Here is a 19,382-nt window from a genome sequence, read left to right on the forward strand (position 1 = left end):
TTTGCTAAGCGAAGCGCAGCGGTCCATAGCAATCGCAGKCGAAGCCACTCMARCGCATCTGCATCACRCRCCTAACTCCCGCRAAGCTACCTTGCCCAGKCAGCCCTCAGCCACTGCCGATATTCGCCCTGAACCGCTGAAAGATGCGGTCCCCCGGTATTTTCCTTCGAAATACCCCCGTAAAAGTTGATTCCCCCCAAGCATAGGCAGCGCAAAAAAAGGCACCTCCCCTGTCGTAGACTCCTGAAAAAACTGACCCACTAAAATCCCCTTGTCCGAAACAGACCAGACCTTACGGGCATCCAAGAAAAAACGCGAATATCCAAACTGAGAACCTAAAACGCGGTCATAACGCTGCCAAGCCGTCTCCACAAAAATCCCCTTGGTAGGATACAACTGGCTGTCGCGGCTTTCAAAGCTCACCAAGGGCCCTAAACCACTGATGCGTCCTCCCTCAGTTCCGAGGATGGTTCCACGCGCCAGCTGCCCTTCTGGATCAAAACGCAGGTTACGCCAGTCATCGTACCAGTAGCGCAGCCCCACGTACAAGTTAGGCCGCACCGCATAGGCATAATCCAGCCGTAATCGTGGGAAAGTGGCGTCGAAAAGCTCTCGATTGGCGTCTTGCACCTGGTTTCCGATGCCATAAAAGAAGTACACATACCGATACCACCCCACCTCTCCGGCGAAAAGATGCTTGTTTTCTGGTGAAAAAATCCGCCAAGACACATAGCTCAGCACCTGATCCAGTAAGGTATAGGCTCCTCCTGCTAGGACTTGGCTTTCGTAGGTATCTTCCTGCGCCGTCCTAAAGTTAACCACCGCCCCAGCGCCGAATGCCAGCGAAGTTTCCGGTGTAAAGTACAGCAGAGGCAAGACAGATAGCGTGTATGGACGCTCAGCAGGGTCTTTTTTACTTTTTCGCCCCCCTTCCGGCTGCTGATCTCCTTCCTGTTTTAAGGTTTCCTGTACAGCTTCCTGCGCGAAAAGTTTTGGGCCGAGGCCCAAAAGTAGACACAAAAAAATAATGGAAGCACTTTTTCTCATGCTTCCATGTACGTATACGGGCCTTGTTTAGATGCCGAACCCTAACTTCGAATCGGTAAGGGGATTAAATCCTCTAAAGGAAGTGGGAGCTTTCCAAGCGCTTTTTCATATCCTAAGAGCACTGCCGCCGCCGACTCTTGAAAAGGTGCCTCCGCCTGATAGGCCAGCAGGACATTTTGCACCAGCGGCAGGAAGCGTAAGCGCTTAAGCGCAAAGGGTGTCCCGAAGAAATACAGCACGCACTGCTTGATGGCCACTAGAGGCAGAAGAGCCTCTAAAACGGTCTCATCCATACCAAAATCCAAAGAAGGGCGCATCGAAGGGGGGTAGCAGGCGATCAGCAAGGTGTCGTAAGCTGCTGCTTTTTCTTTTAGCTGTTCCACCTCCTCTACTGTCCGAACAGCCAGCACATCTCCAGAATAGGTAGCCCCGATTTTTTGGAAAAACACTGGATCAGGATCGCCAAAAAGGTTGACTTTTAATAAGGTACGGCGGTCGCGGGCGCTTTTCAGAGTTTTGCCCTCCTCCTTTTCGAATACGCGTGTGAGAATTTTGGGCGCCAGCCCACGGTTTAAACTGTAGGCATCACTGGGGTTCAAGAACTGTGGTTCGCACCCTTGGAAAAGCCCTAAAGAACCTTTTAAGGCCCATACCCTGCCGAAAGAGTCTTCTATATGGCTGCTGGCTACGTCCCGCGCAATGGCAGAAATGCCGGCCTCCACATGCTCGGAGTAACATAAAATATCGGTTCCCGCCGCATAGGCCTCCCGCTCCAGCTGGCCCTTCGTGGGGTATAAAGATGCCACTGCCTGCATGTTGAGGGCATCCGAGATCACTACTCCGGTAAAGCCCATACGCTGGCGCAGCAGGCCGGTAATGATTTCCCGCGAAACAGTGGCAGGAAGGGTGCTGCCCCCCGTTAAGGCTGGGGACCGCCAAGTGCCGATCATGATCATCCCGATTCCCGCATCGATGCCCTCCTGGAAAGGGACGAGCTCATTTTCCCACAACTCCCGCTCCTGCTGAAGTAGGATGGGCAAGCCCAAATGCGAATCCACCGCCGTGTTTCCATGCCCAGGGAAATGCTTGTAACAGCCCGCTACCCCTTCCGAACGCATGCCTTTATAGAAAGCCAGTGCCAGCCTGCTGACCCGGTTTTTCTCGGCACCGAAAGAACGGTAGCCGATGACTGGGTTCAGCGGATTATCATTGATGTCGGCCACAGGGGCTAGATTCAGGTGAATACCTACCCCTTTCAGGTCTTGGGCCATCTGCCGCCCGATCTGGAAGACCGCCTGCTCGGCGTTTTGCTGCACCGCGCCCAGCGAAATCGCAAATGGATAGGCCGGCGTATCCTCCACCCGCATGGCTAGCCCCCATTCTGCATCCATATTAATAAGAAGTGGTGTCCGGGCCAGCGACTGATAATGCTGGATGAGTTCCTGCAGGCGAGAAAGCGTGCTCTCCAGCTTTACAAACTCCGTTTTGCGGTCGTAATTCGCCGCGGCACTGCGCTTGGAGTGGAAGAAAGTCAGGCCACCTATTTTTTGCTCCACGATCAAGCGCTCGATCTCGCGAACATGCTGATCGGATTCATGGATAAAGGCAGCAGGAGAAAAAGCCTGCGCGATTTTTTCCTCTAAGCTGAGATGCGAGGGATTATACATGTTCTTCTGTTGTTTTTTTACCAAAATCCCGGGGATAAAAGACGCGTTTTGCTACCCAGATCCCCGGAAGGGCAGCCAGTACGACCCACTGAAAGAAGCCTCCATATCCGAGCGCCTCCTGAATGAAGCCGGAAATCATGCCGGGCAGCATCATGCCTAGCGCCATAAAGCCCGTTGCGATGGCGTAATGCGCCGTTTTAAAGGGCCTTCGGCGATGTATATCAGGTACATCATATAAGCTGCAAAGCCAAAACCATAGCCAAACTGCTCGATGATGACCACGAATGCAGGCCAGAAGACACCTTCTGGCTGGCCGTAGGCCAAAAGCACATAAAAGACATTCGGACCATTTAAGGCGATGATCATCGGAAGCATCCAGCGCCGCAGCCCATGTGCGGAGATGGCGATCCCTCCTAAAATCCCGCCTAAGGTCAGTGCGATTACACCAAAAGTCCCATAAATCATCCCCACCTCGCTGGTGCTGAGCCCAAGCCCACCTAGTTCCCGAGCATCTAAGAGAAATGGACTCGCCATCTTCACTAATTGCGACTCCCCTAGGCGATACAGCAGCATAAAGGCCAGCGCCATTCCGATGTGTTCCTTATGGAAGAAATGCCGGAATACTTCTAAAAACCCTGCATCCGAACCCGCTGTTTTCACTTTCTCTTTTTCTTTTGGGACGGTTAATGCATTCACCAGTGTGAGCAAAAGCATCAGCCCAGCTACCAGCACCAGCGTAAGCGACCAAGCTTTTTGATTATCCATCAGAGTACTCTCCAGATATCCCGCCAGAATTACCACCAGCCCTTGCCCCGTTATCATGGCCAAGCGATAAAAGGTGCTTCGAATCCCAAGGAAGAAGGCTTGATCCTTTTGCGCCAGCCCGATCAGATAAAACCCATCCGAGGCGATATCATTCGTGGCAGAGGCAAAGGCCGCCACCCAAAACAGCGCTAAGGAAAGTACAAAAAAGCCTTGTAGCGGTAAAGTCAGCCCGATGAGCAGAAAAGTACCTGCGATTAGCGCTTGCATGGCTAAAAACCACTGCCGCTTCGTGCCATTCAGGTCCACAAAGGGACTCCAAATGGGCTTAATCACCCAAGGCAAATACAAGAAACTGGTGTACAGGCCGATGTCTGCATTGCTGATGCCCAGCTGCTTGTACATGATCACCGACACGGAAATGATGATAACATAGGGGATTCCCTCCGTCAGGTAGAGTGAGGGTACCCATAGCCAGGGGCTTTTTAGGCCGCGTGTACGGGTAGTCAGCATATCCTCCTTCATCCGCGCAGCAGGTTCTGGTATACATGATGGGTATCCGAGCCTGGAATCAGCCGTGCATCTACTGCTTTCGCATAGTAATCTGCAGGACCGACTCCGCCGATAATACCGTACACATAGCCCTGCTCGCGCAAGCTTTCCAGCGCTTTTACCAGCAAAATCTTGCCGATGCCGCGCCCGCGAGCCGCTTCCAGAACCCCTGTAGGCCCGAAAAAGGCTTTGGCCGTGCAGTCATAACAAGCAAAACCCAGCAGCTGCTGACCTTCCTGCGCCACCCAAAGTGCCACAGGCTGCCGACTGAAAGCCACCTCTACCTCCGAGGCCCAAAAGTGGCTAAAATGCTGCTGCACCCATGCCTGTACCACCTGCTTTTCTGGTGCGATGGCACGGCGAAACACCAACCCTCGTCCTCTAATTTCTGCTTTTGCAAACGCACATCCGGCAGCCGCAGCAGGGAACCAACATATCCTGCATCTAATTTTACTTTTAAGGGTAAATAATTTGGCCATAGGCATCCATAAAGGCCCATTTTAAGCCATTCTTCTGATTTCTAGCCCACTGGCCACGCATTCTATCCTCTTCCAGCTCGATGTAATGCACCGAAGCGAGCTCCTGTACACGACCCTTCGGCTGAAAGTACACCACCCGATTAATTTCCTCTGGCAGCGGAGCTGCAAAATCCACTTGAAACTCTTGGCCTGCTTTTTTGACCCTCATCTCGGGCAACTTAGCTGCTGCCGGAGCCCCCGGTAAGACCGGTACGAGAGCGGGGGCCGCATAGAGCCCTTCCCGAAGGATTTCGGCTACATCGGGCTGCGCCGGAAAGGACTTCGCCGAGAAGAATGCATTTCCGCTTATCCGTGGATCCTGACGCGTCAGGGCCAGCTGCCGGGGAATCTCCTGTGGATCATCCCACGCTTCATCCGCATTATTCCGGATCTTATAAGGGCCATTTCCAATGTAAACTAAACACTTATCGGCATATTTTGCCCACCAGTCTACCAGCACCCGATGGGAAGCAGGCGCATAATCCATGCTCCAGTACAGCTGGGGCAACATATAATCTACCGTGCCCGCTTCCATCCATGCTAGTGCATCAGCATACAAATCGTCATAGTTGGTCTGTCCCGCCTGCGTGGCAGATCCTCTTGGATCCCTATCTTGGTTCCGCCAGACTCCGAAAGGGCTGATGCCAAACTGCACATAGGGCTTCAGCTCCTTTATCGTGGCGTGCAGAGAGGCGATGAGCTTATTCACATTTTCCCTTCTCCAGTCTTCTAGACTTTGGCCCTCCCGGGCCAAACGAGCATAACTGGCTGCATCTCCGAAGGTTTCTCCCTCCACCTTATAGGGGTAGAAGTAATCATCAAAATGAATGGCATCGATGGGATAGTTTTCGACCACCTCGCGAATGATGTTTTGGAGATGTTCCTGCACCTCTGGAAGGCCTGGGTCGTAGTAATATTTACCTCCATAGGCGATCATCCATTCGGGGTGGCGCAGCACATCGTGGGTCGGGGCCAGCTGGTCCAGCCGATCGTCGAAGGTGGCGCGATAGGGGTTTAGCCAGGCATGAAATTCCATTCCCTGCCGGTGTGTTTCCTGAATCATCCAAAGCAGCGGATCCTCCTCGGTATCGGGCGCTTGTCCCTGCTTGCCGGTCAAATAAGTCGACCAGGGAGCTAATTCGCTTGGGTAAAAGGCGTCTCCAGCGGTGCGAATCTGCACGATAGCAGCGTTCATATTAAGGCTTTTGTAATACGCCAAAAGGGAACGGAATTCCTCTTTTTGTTCGGCCCAGGGTATTCCTCCCGCACTTGGCCAGTCGATATTGACGACGGTAGCTACCCAAAAGCCCGGAATTCCCGCGTAGGGCTTTCCACTTCTGCTTGCTGAGAACTGGGACGCGCACAGCTCCCCAAAAAAGCTATGATCCCGATGAGCCAGCAGCTCAGCTTAACGTTGCGCATGCGATTCTTCTTGTTTTAAGCGTTCTTGTTCTTTCTCGAAAGCGGTACGATCTGCCGTCCGCTCTCTTTCTAGCGTGTCTTCTGGCTCCAGCTGTGGCTCCCAATCGTAGTAACGCGTCTCCCAGCTGAGCTCTCCTGATTCCTTGGCATGGAGGAGGGTGAATCCTGTACCATACCCTTTCCAGTTACCGCTCCACCAGGAGGCCGACACGGCAGGTGAGGTGATATACCAAATGCCATTAAATCGGTATTCTTCCGGAATGTGGCTATGCCCCTGGAGCACGGCACGGACCTGATGGCGCTCGCAGATTTGCCGAAAGGCCAGTCCATCCTGCACCACCATGTGATTCATGGCGGGGAGCTTGGGGTCAGCCAGGTACTGCCCGATATTACAGAAAGGCCCGATATGGGTGCTGATGACGGTAGGCCTTGGGTTTCGCCCCAGATCAAAACGCAGCCAGTCAAGCTGTTCCTCGCCAAAGGCATGCGTTTGGCTCGGCCCATGTTCTGCTTCCACTTCCAAGAGGGCATCCAGCACTACGAAATGCCAGCCTTTATGGTCGAAGCTGTAGTAGCTCCGATCGAGACCGAAGGTAGCCAAAAAGAGTCCTTTCCCGATGTCTGGGTCCTCTATTTCGACTTTGCGCCGCGGGTTTAAGCCGAGCGAATCGTGGTTCCCGATACAGGCATAGTAGGGCATCTGTAGGTCATCCGAAATGCCTTTTACCAGCTGCAGCTGATCGATAAACTCCTCCTTCGGGGTATAATTCCCATCGAAGGCCATGTCCCCGCCCATCAGCACCAGCTCAGGAGCCGGCTGGAGGGCATTGATATGTGCCACGCAGGCTGCGTACCCTTCGTGCCCTTTGCGCTTACGGCGCACATGCATATCGGTCAGATGTGCGAAATAAAAACCTTCTGCTGCCTGTTTTTTTTCTTCAGCAGGGCTGCAAGAAGCGGCCAAGCCCGTAAGCCCAAGCCCGGACCAAGCCGCTTTTTTTAGCCACGCTCTTCTGCTCTTATTCGGCATCTACTCCTGAAGGGTAAAGGTAAGCGATCTGCCAACTGGGAAATCGGGGAGGTCACGATTAATGACCTCCGAGCGGAAGATGATGGGTGAGCCCACAGCCGCAGTCTGAGGCACGGTGTAAGAAAATAAGAGTGAGTCCGTTCGCGTAATTTCAGAATAAGCTGGGCTGTAGGCCTTTTCTTCCACCATAGTCTCACTACCATTTACGGTCACAAAGAGGCGAATGCGGTCGATTTCCCCCTCCGACCAGAAACGGAGATCGAGGGTGGCATTGGCGCCGGGGCGCAATTCAGCCGCGGCGGGGGTACGGAGTGACCAGCCTGCCACCACAGGAAGGTAGCCCAGATCTTCACGGATAATGTCGCGCAGGGGCTGTGTCGGATCGATGTCACATGCCACCAAGCTAAGGGAGGCCAGCGAAAGGGCCAAAACGGTATTTTTAAGGATTTTTTTCATGAGAGTACCTAGTGTTTAATTGTCAAACAACCATAATTTCACCCCTTGATTCGGGATCTCTGGGAGACAGGTATTCGTTCCTGGCTCATCATCGGGAATATTACTACGCTGAATCCAGCCTTGACCCGGCAGCTGATTGCGAACACCACTAGGTTTTTCCAGCCCCACGTAGACGCTAGGGTCGTACTGATAGCGGCGCATGTCGGTCCAGGTTTCGATGTTTAGGTAAAGTGCAATGTACTTTTGAAGCATCACATCGGCGAGCGTAAGGTTAGCGGCACCTACCGCCACCTGTGGATCCTGCGTGTAGGCTAAGATCTCTGCGGTGCTGACGCCTACTTTTTCCATGCTGGCCGTGATCCCGTTCAGGTAGGCTTCATAGGCGGCAGTAGGGTTCGTGCTTAAGAGTGCTTCGGCTAGGATAAACTGCATTTCTGGATAGGTCATCATCTGCAGCGGCGCGACGTTACGTGAATGCCAAGTCGTCTGCGTAAGGTCCACATTGACACCTTGCTCATCGTCGATAAGGAAGCCGGGACCTACGCCTCGGAAGTTATCCGCGCCTCTGTTATCCATGTAGCGCGTGATTCTGGGGTCCACCACATCGGCGTAATAGGCAGTTCCATTCATCAGGTTGGTGATGTAGGATCCGGGACGCTGCACCTTGTTCACTGCATTTCCTAAGAAAATAAACCAAGGGTTTTGGACATTTTCTTCGTAGACTAACTGAAAATCGTCCGCATTGGAGCTAAAAGCTCGTTCCGCGTCGGCTACGGCTGCGCTGAGGGCAGCTGGGTTTTTAACAGCGATGTGCAGGTTATAGCGTGCCCGTACCGCGTAGGCGGCCTTGCGCCACTTGGATAAATCGCCACCGTAAATTAAATCCCCCTGCAGTGTGCGGAGTCCTGGCGCATCTGGAAGTGGACGCTCTAAATCCTCTATGGCACTGTTCATTAATGCTGGCAGGTGAATCTCATACATTTCCTGCATGGAATCGTAGCAGGGGTACAGGTTCGAAGTTCCCTGGTTGCTTGTGTGTAGGGCACATCGCCGAAAATATCTGTCGCAGTCATAATCGTAAGCGCCAGCATCACTTTAGCCGCACCGCTGTAATTAAAGGCACCTTGCTCTTCTCCCCTGCTAATTATTTCTTGGAGAGAAGGAACAGCATCGGTGTAGAGCGGACGCCAAATCTGGTCGAATCCATAAGGAATAAATTGACTAATCTGCTGACCGCCTAAGTACTGTGGGTACATGGTTCCGCGCTCGGCTGCGCCAAACATGCTGGCTGCCGTAAAGCGGATACCGGCAGGAAAGAGGGTTTGGACTGTGACCTGATCGGGGGAGATTCTGCCCGGATCCACATTCACGTCGAGTAAGTTGTCGCAAGCGCCCATCACAAGAAGCGCGGCGAGGGCGATATATTTTTTCATAGTTCGCTGCATCAGAAAGTAAGATTAAGACCAAAAAACACACTGCGGGTCATCGGAACATTTGTTCCTACGAAGCCAAAGACATTTGACCCCGCACCATAAGCACTCTGCTCAGGATCAAAGCCGATAAACGGGGTGGTCATCCACAAGTTATTCCCTGTAACCGAAGCACGAATAGCGGTGAAAGGCAGTCGACTGATCAGGGAGGCTGGCATGTCGTATGCAAGGCTAACATTTTGGAGGCGCAGCAAGAAGCTTCTTGGAAACCATTAAATTCAGAGGCTAAGCGGTAGCGGAACGCCTGTCCATAGAGCTCATTCACCCCGATAGGTACCGGCTGTGTATTTTCCACCCACACAGGATTTTCGGCTGTGCCCGAGTTGACCACACCATCGAAGACCACTAAGCGATTTCGAAGATTGGTCTCTGCCCCAGTCGGTGCTTCGCCCCCAGCCTGTCCGTAGCGCAGGCGTCTGTTGATGTCGAACACATAGCCCCCCTTACGGAAGGTAAAGAGAAAGCTGAATTCCAGATTTTTATACCGCATAACGTTCGTCCAGCCCCCTTCCCAATCGGGGAAAGCGTTTCCGATAAAGCTATCCTCAGCCAGTGGGCGCCCATTATTTACATCTGGATACCCATTTATGATAATCAGACGACCATCCGCGTCGGAACCTGGGGCATCGACACGTGATAACGGCCAGCCAAAGAAGTCACCCGGTCTTCCACCCGGCACGATACGCTGCTTCACCCAAGGGGTAGCCGGCTGGAAAGTTATTTCTTCTAAACCATCGGGTAGAGAAAGTACACGGCCTCTAAGTCGCGACCAGTTAAGAACAGAGTTCCACGTAAAGCTTCCTTTCTGCAGAATGGTGGCATCAGCGACTACCTCCCAGATGTTGTTTCGGATACTTCCTGCATTAATCACGAAGTTCGTAAAACCTGTCGCACGGCTCACAGGAATAGGGACGATCTGGTCGATGGAAGTTTGGATGGCATAGTTCACATCCAGTTTTAAGCGATTGTTAAATAGGCCCACATCGAAGCCAAACTCCAGTCCACGTGTGCGTTCTGGGCGCAGGTCCTCACTACCGATCGTGTTATTACGCACCACACCCACCACTCCTCGGAAAGGTGCCAAGGTACTGTAGTAATTTCCGATCAAGAAGGGATTCGCATCCTTACCAACCTCAGCGAAAGAAGCTCTTACTTTACCGTAGCTAAGCACGCGCTGAGAATTTAGCTTGAGCGTCTCGGTGAAGATGTAACTGGTACTGATGGAAGGGTAGAAAAAAGATCTGTTGGCCCTTGGCAAAGTAGAAGACCAGTCATTTCTTCCCGTAAGGTTTAAGAAAAGAGTTTGCTTGTAATCGAAGCGCGCATCTGCAAAAACCCCGATGATGCTTCTGCTCGTCGGAAAGGAGCGTGTATTATACTGGCTTAAATTGTTAATCGAAATGAAGTCGGCGATCACAAAATTAGTACCTGTACTGGTAAAATCGCGGGTGTTGATTGTTGTGATTTGATTACCAACAGAGAACACAGCCCCTATATCGTCTGTAAGTTGTCGCTCGGCTGTTAGCAAGAGGTTGCTGTTGATTTCTTGGTACTGAAGTACACGCTCAGAGATACTTCCATTCGCTCCAGCACCGATTAGCGTACGTGGCGAGGTCAGGATAAAGCGATTATCCGTGTACTGATCGATTCCGACGCGGTAGTCTAACTTTAACCAGTCTGTCAAGGCGTAATTCGCTCCCAAGTTCCCGATAAAGCGATCTACCTTTTCTTCTTGGAAGGCATTTCCGCGAAAAAGAAAGGATTATCCAGCTGTGTGGTATAGCGGATAGGCAAACCATCAGCAGTAATAAAATCGCGCATGTCTACATCCGGCGCATAGCGGGAGGCATAGGAAATAACCCCGGCGCCGCCTACACCCATTCTCGGGTTTTTACCATTGGAGTTGATGTAAGAGGCAGAACCATCTAATTTGAGCCGCTCATTAGCTTGTAAGGTACCGCTTATTTTGACCGTGGTCCGGTCAAAGTTGGAGTTTGGCACTACCCCTGTTTGATCGAGACGGGAAACGGAACCGAAGAAAGTGGCGCGCTCATTACCCCCAGAAAAGGTAAGTCCCTGCTGAGCGGTATTTCCAGTATTGAAAATTTGATCCCATTGGTTGCGCATAATATCGTTCGGGCCAGCAGGGGGGCCATCGGCGCGGTAGTCATTTGGATTATAGACACCTTGTGTGCCCCGCAGATAGCGATCTTGCATCGGTGGACGTCGGCCAACTTCATCTACTGAGTAGCTGGTTCTGAAGTTAAACACGGTTTTGCCAGCCTTTCCGGACTTTGTAGTGATGATGACGGCGCCATTTGCGGCACGCAACCCATACAAAACCGCTGCAGAAGGTCCTTTCAAGATCGAAATCGTTTCGATATCGTCTGGGTTGATGTCCGCGATCCGGTTAGTATTCGTAAAAGTATCGCCTCCTCTACCCCCAGTGATGTTCGTTTCATTCGAGACGGGAATCCCGTCGATAACGAAAAGGGGTTGATTGTTAGCACCCGGATCTAGGGAGTTAATCCCACGGATAATAATGTTCGTTCCTGCACCAGGCGCCCCAGAAGAAGAGGTGATGTTAACCCCTGCCACACGGCCTCTGAGGGCATTGAGCGCATTGGGCTGATTGGTCTCCATCAGTTCGCGATTGCCTACCTCTTGGATGGGAAAGCCGAGGGCCTTCCGCTCTTGCTTGACCCCGAAAGCAGTTACTACAGCCTCCGACAGAGTAGCCAGCTCTTCCTCTAACCCGATCGCTAGGGTGCTTTGGTTGCCCACGGCCTGCTCGAAGCGTTTAAATCCTAAAAAAGAGAACACGAGCACGGGGCGGTCTCCAGAAACAGCAATCGTAAAATCACCCTCTATGCCGGTCACTGTACCGGTAGAGGTTCCTTTTAGCACGACGGAGACACCCGGGAGGGGCTCCCCATCCGCAGCCGAGGTGACTACCCCGCTGACGACGCGTGACTGAGCGATGGCAGTTTGCCAGCAGAACAGACACAGCAGTAGCAAACTGATTAGAGGTTTGTTCATATAGAATTGGGTTTAAAATTAGCATTGACACGGGGCCATCGCGAGGAGTGCTGCTGTATCCCACATACCCTTCAGCATACTTCACAAGATTACCTAGCATAAACATACAAAACACTGCAAATATCTGCAAGTTTATGCCGATTTAATTTCAGTTTTTTGCCATAAATGGTTGTATGCTTTTTTATGTTGCACGTTTTTCCGATTTATACTACCTTAGACCATGCTAAAAGAAGAAAGACATGCCTACATCTTACAGGAGGTGCGCGTACATCACCGTATCTTACTGGCGGACATAGCGGATACGCTTCAGGTCTCCGTAGACACCATTCGAAGAGATGTCAAGGAGCTAGATGAGGCACAGTTAGTCAAAAAAGTACATGGCGGAGCAGTTTCGCTAGACTATAATATATATAACTACGTCGCGAAGGATAACTTTCTCCAGCAGAAGAAGAGCGATATCGCGAAAAAGGCTGTGCGGCTACTTCGAGACGACATGGTGATCCTAATGGGGGGCGGCACCACGAACATAGAAGTGGTCAAGCACTTCCCTCCGAACATTAAGCTGACGGTATTTACCCCTAGCCTGCCGCTGGCTACTCAGCTCATCCAGCACCCTACGATAAAAATTATTTTTTTAGGAGGCGTACTGAGTAAGGATGCACAAATCAGCGTGGGGGCAGACACGATTTTAGCGCTGCAACAGCTGCGGGTAGACCTTTGCTTTTTAGGGACAGGGTATCTCAGCGTTAAAGAAGGCCTCACAGAATACGATTATGAGGTAGTTCAGGTGAAAAAGGCCATGATCGAACGAGCGAAAAAAACGATGGTACTCACCGTTTCCGCCAAATTAAATAGTGTTCAGCGCTTTCAAACCTGCCCGATCCAAGATATAGACACCTTAATCACAGAACTAGACCCGGAAGATGCTACGCTGACAGCCTTTCGAGAGGCACAGATTCAGCTGCTATAGCGCAGCTCATGCAAGATGTGCCCTTTGGGCGGAAGCCCAATTATCACCGATATCCACCATTTTTCTCAAAAAAGCGCCGCTCAATAAAAGGGTAGGTGCTTTTTTTGATTGCCTTCAACTTTTTTTTCGCCGGTAGCAGATTTGTGAAAAATCAAGCCCTTATGTATTTCCTATCGAGGGACTATGTTTTTACCATATAAAACAATTCAACCCGCAAATAATACCAAAGTAGATTCTTTCCCGAAAAGGTATTTTTAAGAATATTTTTAACATATTTTTAATTTTACTTAAACATAATTCTGAATGCTCCGTATTATCATTGCAAAGACAAAACAAAAACAAAGTTTACAGGATTATGAGACGTACTATCGTTGCGCTTGGAATGTTCATCGCTTTAGGGTTCGGAGCAACCGTAGAAGCCAAAGAAAGATTGGAAGAAATGGCGAAAGTCAGACCAGTTAATAAGAAGGTTCAGGTTTACCTAGCCGAAGGTCTGGGTGACGTGGCTATCCGCGTAGAAAACTTAGAAGGTCAGCGCGTTTTCAGCACACGCATGAAAGTAGACGAAGTGACGAAACTGCCTTTAAACTTAGAAAACCTTCCTGACGGAGAATATTTGGTGAAAATACGTTCCGCGAACCAAGAGATCGTGGAGCGCGTGGAATTAGGGCAGCGCCAGATGAGAAATTTCACCTTCCTAACAGCTAAAGCTGTATTAGAGTCACCATTCTCCCTTGTGTTAGATATGGTCGTGGAAGATGAGGAGCCATTAAAAGTAACTGTGAGAGACTTTGAAGGTCGTGAAGTGGATTCTGAGTTTGTATCCCGCCCTGGTCGTTTCCAAAAGCGTGTCATCACAGCGAATCAGGCAAAAGCACTGATTTCTACTTCGAAATTACCGACAGAAACGGGAACAAGAAGAACATTTATTATTAAGAAGAAGATTGTTGATTAGTATAGTTTGAATTTAGAAAAATGGCGTCATTCGGCGCCATTTTTTTTTATGCCTTATCTTTCGGGCTATGGATTCAGCGGAAGTTTTTGTACTTTAGTTGTGAACCTGTTCTAAACCATGTTAGATCCGAAAATCCCAGAAGGCCCACTCGACCAAAAGTGGCAGCAGTTTAAGGCGCAGGCCCGCTTGATTAGTCCTGCTAACAGAAGAAAATACCGCGTTATCGTCGTAGGCACCGGATTGGCCGGCAGTGCTGCGGCAGCCAGCTTGGCTGAGCTGGGATTTTCCTGCGAGGTTTTTACATACCACGAAAGTCCACGCCGGGCCCACAGCGTCGCAGCACAGGGCGGCATAAACGCTGCCAAAGGCTATAAAAATGACGGCGACAGTGTCTGGAGGATGTTCCAAGACACCTTAAAAGGCGGCGATTTCCGCTCACGCGAAGCCTCCGTTTTCCGAATGGCAGAGTGCTCCATGGCCCTCATCGACCAAGCCGTGGCACAGGGAGTTCCTTTCGCACGGGAGTATAGCGGCTATTTGGCGAACCGCTCCTTCGGCGGTGTACAGGTCAGCCGTACCTTTTATGCCCGTGGCCAAACCGGACAGCAGCTCCTACAGGGAGCCTATCAGGCCTTGATGCGCATGGTTGCCACAGGCTCCGTAACCCTACATACCTGCCATGAGATGCTCGACTTGATCTTGGAGGAAGGCCAAGCGAAAGGAATCATCGCGCGCAACTTAGAAACCGGCGCCATCACCGCACATGCGGCAGATGCAGTGGTTTTAGCCACAGGCGGCTACGGTAAAATCTATTATCTTTCCACGCTGGCCATGCTCTGTAACGGGTCTGCCATCTGGCGGGCACATCGCCGCGGAGCCTACTTTGCAGCGCCTAGCTGGACCCAGTTCCACCCCACTTCCCTACCTCAGCTTGGCCCTTACCAGTCGAAACTCACGCTGATGTCTGAGTCCCTGCGGAACGATGGCAGGATTTGGGTGCCCCAAAACCGGGGGATAATCGTGCCCCCGCCGACATTCCCGAAGAGGAGCGCGACTATTATCTGGAACGCAAATACCCGACTTACGGTAATTTAGCCCCTCGCGACATCTCCTCCCGCGCCGCTAAGGAAGTCATCGATGCGGGCCAAGGTGTCGGCCCCCTGCGCAATGCCGTTTACCTCGATTTTAGCGATGCTATACGCCGAGAGGGTCAAGGTACCATAGAAAAGCGCTATGGCAATCTCTTTTCCATGTATAAAAAAATTACCGGCACGGATGCCTATCAGGAGCCGATGCTCATTTCGCCGTCCGCCCACTTTTCTATGGGAGGCCTCTGGGTGGATTATGAGCTGCAGAGCAACCTGCCCGGCCTCTTTGTACTCGGAGAGGCGAACTTTGCCGATCATGGCGCCAACAGACTCGGGGCGAACTCCCTCCTACAGGCCTGCGTGGACGGCTATTTTATTTTGCCCCACACCCTGATGCACTACTTGGCAGGTGAGACAGCGCTGGGAGCCCGAAAACTTGCCGCCGAAGAGCGGCTCCTGCAGGAAGCCCGTGCCCGCATCGACCTTCTTCAAAACATAAAAGGCATGCGAACGGCAGATCAGTTTCATCGCGCATTAGGGGCCTTGCTGACGCAAAAATGTGGCCTCATTCGGGAAAGAGGGCAGCTACAGGAAGGGCTTAAAGAGGTAAAAGAGCTCCAAAAAAGCTTTTATGAGGATCTTTTTTTGCCCGAAACGGGCGAGGGCCTGCACATGGAGCTCGAAAAGGCCCTTCGAGTGGAGGATTACTTGGAACTAGCGCAGTTAATTTTCACCGATGCCCTGCAGCGAGAGGAATCCTGTGGAGCGCACTTCCGCGTGGAGTACCAAACCGAACAGGGAGAGGCCGCTCGCAACGATGCAGAATTCCAGTTTGTTTCCGCCTGGGAATCCACCTCCGAGGGCTTCCAACTCCACCGCGAAGCACTTCACTTTCAGTACATGCAACCACAAGAAAGAAGTTACCAGTAAAATGAAATTGACCTTAAAAATTTGGCGTCAGCCGAATCCACGAGCCAAAGGAACCTTCGAGACCTATTCTTTAGAGGATCTCAACCCAGCCATGTCCGTTCCGGAGATGCTCGATGTACTAAATGAGCAACTGATGGCGGCAGGAAAGACACCCATCGCCTTCGACTCAGACTGTCGGGAAGGTATCTGTGGGCAGTGCGGATTCGTAATTAATGGGGACGTTCATAGCCCAGAAAGGGGCGCTACGACCTGTCAGACGCACTTGCGCAGCTTTCAGTCTGGGGATACACTCGTGCTGGAGCCCTTCCGGGCAAAGGCCTTTCCGATCAAAAAGGATCTCTGCGTGGATCGGCGCGCGCTGGATCGCATCATCATGAAGGGGGGATATATCAGCGTGCAGACGGGGCAAGCTCCAGAAGCCAACAGCACCCGAATTCCACTGGAACAGGCCGAAACAGCCTTCGAAGCGGCCGCCTGTATCGGCTGTGGAGCTTGTGTCGCAACCTGTAAAAACGCCAGTGCAGCCCTTTTTACAGGAGCGAAAATCAGCCACTTGGCGCTTCTGCCCCAGGGCGAACCCGAGGCCGCAAAACGGGTGCAAGCGATGGTGGCGCAGATGGATGTGGAGGGCTTTGGCGCCTGCTCCATGACTGGAGCTTGCGAAGTGGTCTGTCCACAGGGCGTTTCGATCGCACATATCGTGCGCATGCATGCGGAGTTTTGGAAGTCCTAAAAGCGTAGAGAAATCTCCGCAACTTACTGCATCCTTCGGGATGCTTTTTTATGGCCCAAATCTTAGGGTCTCCTGTTATTTTTTCGCTATCAACTGCACAAGGCTCTTAAAATTTTATTTGGTAGCCAAACGCTTTTAAGGGATTACAAACGACATTTATTGTAGCTTATTCCGCTTTAAAAGCTATAATTACCGTTTGAACTAACATTTAGACACATCACTTCTTAACAAATACTTAACACGCGAAATATTATTTGCATTTCAGTTTGTAGGTAGCTTTAAGGGCTAAAATTATTTTCAATCTACACGAACGTACATGAAACACGTTTTACCGTATGCTTTACTCGGTGGATTTCTACTCTTTTCCCTGCTGACCATTTTCTCTGGTAGCGCGGCGGAGGGAGATCAAGAAGTCCTTCGAATCGATTTCTCGGGGCTTTCGGGCCCCACAGAAGGCCCCCTAACAGGAGTGGGGGCTGCCAGCATCGACAATATCCGCCTCAGTCGTGGACCGGGTTTAGGAGCTGCAAGTGCACCCAATGGCTTCAACTCCACCAATTGGAACGCCACAGCAGGCAACTTCCTCTCACTCGACTTTGAGGTCGCAGAGGGGCAAGCCTTACACGTAAGGACACTGACTTTGGCAGGCCAGTCCTCAGGAGGCGGGCCCCGAGACATGGCTATCTTTAGCTCGACAGATGGTTTCACCACACCTGTTGCTACCTGGGTACAAATATCCAGTGCAGCCCCACAGACCTTAGACATGAGCGCCCTCCCTCCCCTTCGCGGTACTGTTAGCCTGCGCATCATGCCCACCAGTAACGTTTCCGCTAACGGAGGCACCGTGGCGAGCGGCGGCACTTTCCGCCTAACAAATACAACATCCGTGGATGGCTTACAGCTGACGGGCATGCTTATCGGCCAAGAAGAGGGAGCTGGACCCGATCAACCTGTTGCCCCTGAACCAGAAAACCCTGAGGAACCAGGAGAACCGGACAACCCAGAGGAACCAGGAGAACCGGAAAATCCTGAAACACCAGGAGACCTCCCAGCAAATCCAGAAGAAAATACCCTAGCACGCATTTTTTGGGACCTAAGCGGCCAGCCTGGGAATCAGGCCTTCACCCCTGGGTCTGCAGAACCGGATCAAATCATCGTTTTTGATTTAGAACGCAGCAGCAGCATTTCAGCCACTGCTGCAAACAACTCCATCACCGCTAACGGCTTCAATACCGAAGAGGAACGCTTTTTTACTTTTGGCTTCCGCGTGCCCGATGGTTTCACGTTTACAGGCGAAAAGCTTCTGCTTACCACACGCAGTAGCGCCGGGGGCCCAGGAAACCTGGCGGTTCAAAGCAGCATCGATGGCTTTACGAGCTCCCTAGCCGAAATTACGCAGACAACAAACGACTTTATCGTTACAGAAATCGATCTAAGCACCTTAGGCATTGTCCGAGGGGAAGTGCGCTTTCGCGTTGCGGCGGTAGGCCAAACGGCTGCCAATGGAAATTCGATTGGTTCTACAGGCACTTTACGTATTGCAAATACCCGCACAGAGGGAACTGTGTTTGTTCCGCTAACCATTACAGGGACTTTAGCGGAAACGGAAGTGGAACCTGAACCCTCCTTAGACCCCGTCACCCTACTCCAATACGATCTAGCCGGACAGCCGGGTAATCAAGCCAGCACTGAGCCCGTGGTCTTGGTTAGCGGAATCTCCGGACAGCCCCTCACCCGAGGCGCTGGATTGGCAGCTTCTGGTTCAGGTAACTCTTTCTCCAGTAGCGGTTGGAATGCCGGCGAGGAACGCTTCTTCCGCTTTGGGTTTACGGCCCTGCCGGGCCAAAGCGTGGACCTCAGCAGTCTCCGTTTCGGCTACCGCTCTTCTAACACCGGGCCCACTAACATGGCCCTGCGCTATAGTGGCGATAACTTCACCCAGAATTTAGCCACTTTCACCAGTGTCAATGCATTCGGAAATCTCGAAGTAGACCTTTCTGCCCTTCAAGGCTGACTGGCCCAGTAGAATTCCGCATCATCGCATTGGATAACACCTCCGCAAACGGCGGAACCGTGGCAGCGAATGGCACCTTCCGGGTGACCAACTTCTTCCCAGGCAATCAACCCATCACCTTTACCGGGGTCGTACGCGCCAGCGGGGAAGCAGGGATTCCTTTTATCAGCACCGATCCCGAAGCTCTCGGCTTCCCTAGAACCTCCATCCGAGAAGAAGGGCCAGTGTTGAGTTATATCCTGAGCGCACGCGACCTCCAAGGTCCCGTAGAAATCTCCGGACCTGAAGTCCTGCGCTTCTCCTTAGACGGCAGCAACTTCCAAGCACCGCTCAGCATTCCTGCTGAAAGTCTGGAAGCAGAGGCACTTACCCTCTTCGTGCAGTTCAGCAGTGCTGAAGCCATTAACCTGGCTTCTTCCATCCAGCACAGCACCAGCGGCATCCCGCCTGTATCCCTGGCCGTCACCGGACAGCGCTTCGACCCTTTCCAGATCTTCGAGGACTTTAACACCTCCTGTCAGGAAGGACTGCCTGACGGCTGGACTGCCATCGCCATTACAGGACAGCAGCTGTGGGAATGTACCCAGTTCGGTAGAGCCGGAAATAATGCCACTGCCAATGCACCTTTTGGCCTGCAGGCCAATGGCTTCGCTAACGGAACGCAGCAAACCAACGAGCAGTGGCTCATCAGCCCTGCCTTTGACCTGAG

At 51.9% G+C, this 19,382-nt stretch carries 17 protein-coding genes and 2 pseudogenes; 6 read left to right on the plus strand and 13 right to left on the minus strand.

What is annotated here, in order from left to right; genetic code table 11:
• Window positions 1-63 precede the first annotated feature (63 nt).
• The 13 genes from A3SI_RS13965 to A3SI_RS19785 all read right to left on the minus strand — a co-directional run bounded on the left by A3SI_RS13965 (window position 64) and on the right by A3SI_RS19785 (window position 11,983).
• Window positions 64-1,047 (minus strand): BamA/TamA family outer membrane protein, encoded by a 984-nt coding sequence (locus tag A3SI_RS13965; protein ID WP_009056905.1) that lies wholly within the window; start codon window positions 1,045-1,047, stop codon window positions 64-66.
• A 41-nt stretch (window positions 1,048-1,088) separates the two neighbouring features.
• Window positions 1,089-2,714 (minus strand): glycoside hydrolase family 3 protein, encoded by a 1,626-nt coding sequence (locus A3SI_RS13970; RefSeq protein WP_009056906.1) that lies wholly within the window; start codon window positions 2,712-2,714, stop codon window positions 1,089-1,091.
• Window positions 2,707-2,880, minus strand: a complete 174-nt coding sequence (locus tag A3SI_RS21105) for a hypothetical protein (RefSeq protein ID WP_238531782.1) — start codon at window positions 2,878-2,880, stop codon at window positions 2,707-2,709. The genes A3SI_RS13970 and A3SI_RS21105 overlap by 8 nt, the downstream gene beginning before the upstream one ends.
• Window positions 2,871-4,001, minus strand: coding sequence for an MFS transporter (locus A3SI_RS13975; RefSeq protein WP_238531783.1), 1,131 nt, complete (start codon window positions 3,999-4,001; stop codon window positions 2,871-2,873). Before A3SI_RS13975 ends, A3SI_RS21105 begins: the two co-directional genes overlap by 10 nt.
• Entirely contained in the window at window positions 3,998-4,396 is a 399-nt protein-coding gene (locus A3SI_RS13980) for a GNAT family N-acetyltransferase (RefSeq protein ID WP_238531784.1), read from the minus strand. Before A3SI_RS13980 ends, A3SI_RS13975 begins: the two co-directional genes overlap by 4 nt.
• An 88-nt stretch (window positions 4,397-4,484) precedes the next feature.
• Window positions 4,485-5,912 carry a glycoside hydrolase family 10 protein gene (locus tag A3SI_RS13985; RefSeq protein ID WP_316929220.1) on the minus strand — a complete coding sequence of 476 codons (1,428 nt, stop codon included), beginning with the start codon at window positions 5,910-5,912 and terminating at the stop codon, window positions 4,485-4,487.
• Between the two features lie 42 nt (window positions 5,913-5,954).
• Complete coding sequence (locus A3SI_RS13990) at window positions 5,955-6,998, minus strand: metallophosphoesterase family protein (RefSeq protein WP_009056912.1); 1,044 nt, start codon at window positions 6,996-6,998, stop codon at window positions 5,955-5,957.
• Window positions 6,999-7,454 carry a hypothetical protein gene (locus A3SI_RS13995; protein WP_009056914.1) on the minus strand — a complete coding sequence of 152 codons (456 nt, stop codon included), beginning with the start codon at window positions 7,452-7,454 and terminating at the stop codon, window positions 6,999-7,001.
• Window positions 7,455-7,469: 15 nt separating this feature from the next.
• Complete coding sequence (locus tag A3SI_RS14000) at window positions 7,470-8,444, minus strand: SusD/RagB family nutrient-binding outer membrane lipoprotein (protein ID WP_083836541.1); 975 nt, start codon at window positions 8,442-8,444, stop codon at window positions 7,470-7,472.
• Entirely contained in the window at window positions 8,408-8,887 is a 480-nt protein-coding gene (locus A3SI_RS14005) for a SusD/RagB family nutrient-binding outer membrane lipoprotein (RefSeq protein ID WP_156810318.1), read from the minus strand. Before A3SI_RS14005 ends, A3SI_RS14000 begins: the two co-directional genes overlap by 37 nt.
• An 11-nt stretch (window positions 8,888-8,898) precedes the next feature.
• Window positions 8,899-9,102, minus strand: a complete 204-nt coding sequence (locus tag A3SI_RS19775) for a hypothetical protein (protein WP_202946870.1) — start codon at window positions 9,100-9,102, stop codon at window positions 8,899-8,901.
• On the minus strand, window positions 9,087-10,646 hold the full coding sequence (locus A3SI_RS19780; protein ID WP_202946871.1) for a TonB-dependent receptor domain-containing protein: 1,560 nt from the start codon (window positions 10,644-10,646) through the stop codon (window positions 9,087-9,089). Before A3SI_RS19780 ends, A3SI_RS19775 begins: the two co-directional genes overlap by 16 nt.
• A 17-nt stretch (window positions 10,647-10,663) precedes the next feature.
• Window positions 10,664-11,983: a TonB-dependent receptor plug domain-containing protein gene (locus A3SI_RS19785; protein ID WP_202946872.1), complete on the minus strand. Its 1,320-nt coding sequence runs from the start codon at window positions 11,981-11,983 to the stop codon at window positions 10,664-10,666.
• Window positions 11,984-12,203: 220 nt separating this feature from the next.
• Here A3SI_RS19785 and A3SI_RS14015 point away from each other — a divergent pair, with 220 nt between their 5' ends.
• The 6 genes and pseudogenes from A3SI_RS14015 to A3SI_RS14040 form a co-directional block, all read left to right on the plus strand.
• Window positions 12,204-12,953 carry a DeoR/GlpR family DNA-binding transcription regulator gene (locus tag A3SI_RS14015; RefSeq protein ID WP_009056915.1) on the plus strand — a complete coding sequence of 250 codons (750 nt, stop codon included), beginning with the start codon at window positions 12,204-12,206 and terminating at the stop codon, window positions 12,951-12,953.
• 355 nt (window positions 12,954-13,308) lie between these two features.
• Entirely contained in the window at window positions 13,309-13,908 is a 600-nt protein-coding gene (locus A3SI_RS14020) for a T9SS type A sorting domain-containing protein (RefSeq protein WP_156810319.1), read from the plus strand.
• A 117-nt stretch (window positions 13,909-14,025) separates the two neighbouring features.
• Window positions 14,026-15,926, plus strand: a pseudogene (locus A3SI_RS14025) (fumarate reductase/succinate dehydrogenase flavoprotein subunit).
• A 1-nt stretch (window position 15,927) separates the two neighbouring features.
• Entirely contained in the window at window positions 15,928-16,659 is a 732-nt protein-coding gene (locus A3SI_RS14030) for a succinate dehydrogenase/fumarate reductase iron-sulfur subunit (RefSeq protein WP_009056917.1), read from the plus strand.
• Between the two features lie 316 nt (window positions 16,660-16,975).
• Window positions 16,976-18,673: a hypothetical protein gene (locus A3SI_RS14035; RefSeq protein ID WP_009056918.1), complete on the plus strand. Its 1,698-nt coding sequence runs from the start codon at window positions 16,976-16,978 to the stop codon at window positions 18,671-18,673.
• Between the two features lie 59 nt (window positions 18,674-18,732).
• A pseudogene (locus A3SI_RS14040) lies at window positions 18,733-19,382 on the plus strand (endonuclease); the annotation flags it as partial.

This window comes from Nitritalea halalkaliphila LW7, assembly GCF_000265075.1.
Lineage (GTDB): Bacteria > Bacteroidota > Bacteroidia > Cytophagales > Cyclobacteriaceae > Nitritalea > Nitritalea halalkaliphila.

Bases quoted from the DNA above. Each gene is read 5' to 3' on its own strand.
- A3SI_RS13990 (WP_009056912.1), bottom strand. From the start codon at position 6,998: ATGCCGAATAAGAGCAGAAGAGCGTGGCTAAAAAAAGCGGCTTGGTCC.
- A3SI_RS14035 (WP_009056918.1), top strand. From the start codon at position 16,976: ATGAAACACGTTTTACCGTATGCTTTACTCGGTGGATTTCTACTCTTT.
- A3SI_RS14015 (WP_009056915.1), top strand. From the start codon at position 12,204: ATGCTAAAAGAAGAAAGACATGCCTACATCTTACAGGAGGTGCGCGTA.
- A3SI_RS14005 (WP_156810318.1), bottom strand. From the start codon at position 8,887: ATGAAAAAATATATCGCCCTCGCCGCGCTTCTTGTGATGGGCGCTTGC.
- A3SI_RS14000 (WP_083836541.1), bottom strand. From the start codon at position 8,444: ATGCAGGAAATGTATGAGATTCACCTGCCAGCATTAATGAACAGTGCC.
- A3SI_RS13975 (WP_238531783.1), bottom strand. From the start codon at position 4,001: ATGAAGGAGGATATGCTGACTACCCGTACACGCGGCCTAAAAAGCCCC.
- A3SI_RS21105 (WP_238531782.1), bottom strand. From the start codon at position 2,880: ATGGCGCTAGGCATGATGCTGCCCGGCATGATTTCCGGCTTCATTCAG.
- A3SI_RS19785 (WP_202946872.1), bottom strand. From the start codon at position 11,983: ATGAACAAACCTCTAATCAGTTTGCTACTGCTGTGTCTGTTCTGCTGG.
- A3SI_RS13995 (WP_009056914.1), bottom strand. From the start codon at position 7,454: ATGAAAAAAATCCTTAAAAATACCGTTTTGGCCCTTTCGCTGGCCTCC.
- A3SI_RS14030 (WP_009056917.1), top strand. From the start codon at position 15,928: ATGAAATTGACCTTAAAAATTTGGCGTCAGCCGAATCCACGAGCCAAA.
- A3SI_RS14020 (WP_156810319.1), top strand. From the start codon at position 13,309: ATGAGACGTACTATCGTTGCGCTTGGAATGTTCATCGCTTTAGGGTTC.
- A3SI_RS19775 (WP_202946870.1), bottom strand. From the start codon at position 9,102: ATGCCAGCCTCCCTGATCAGTCGACTGCCTTTCACCGCTATTCGTGCT.
- A3SI_RS13970 (WP_009056906.1), bottom strand. From the start codon at position 2,714: ATGTATAATCCCTCGCATCTCAGCTTAGAGGAAAAAATCGCGCAGGCT.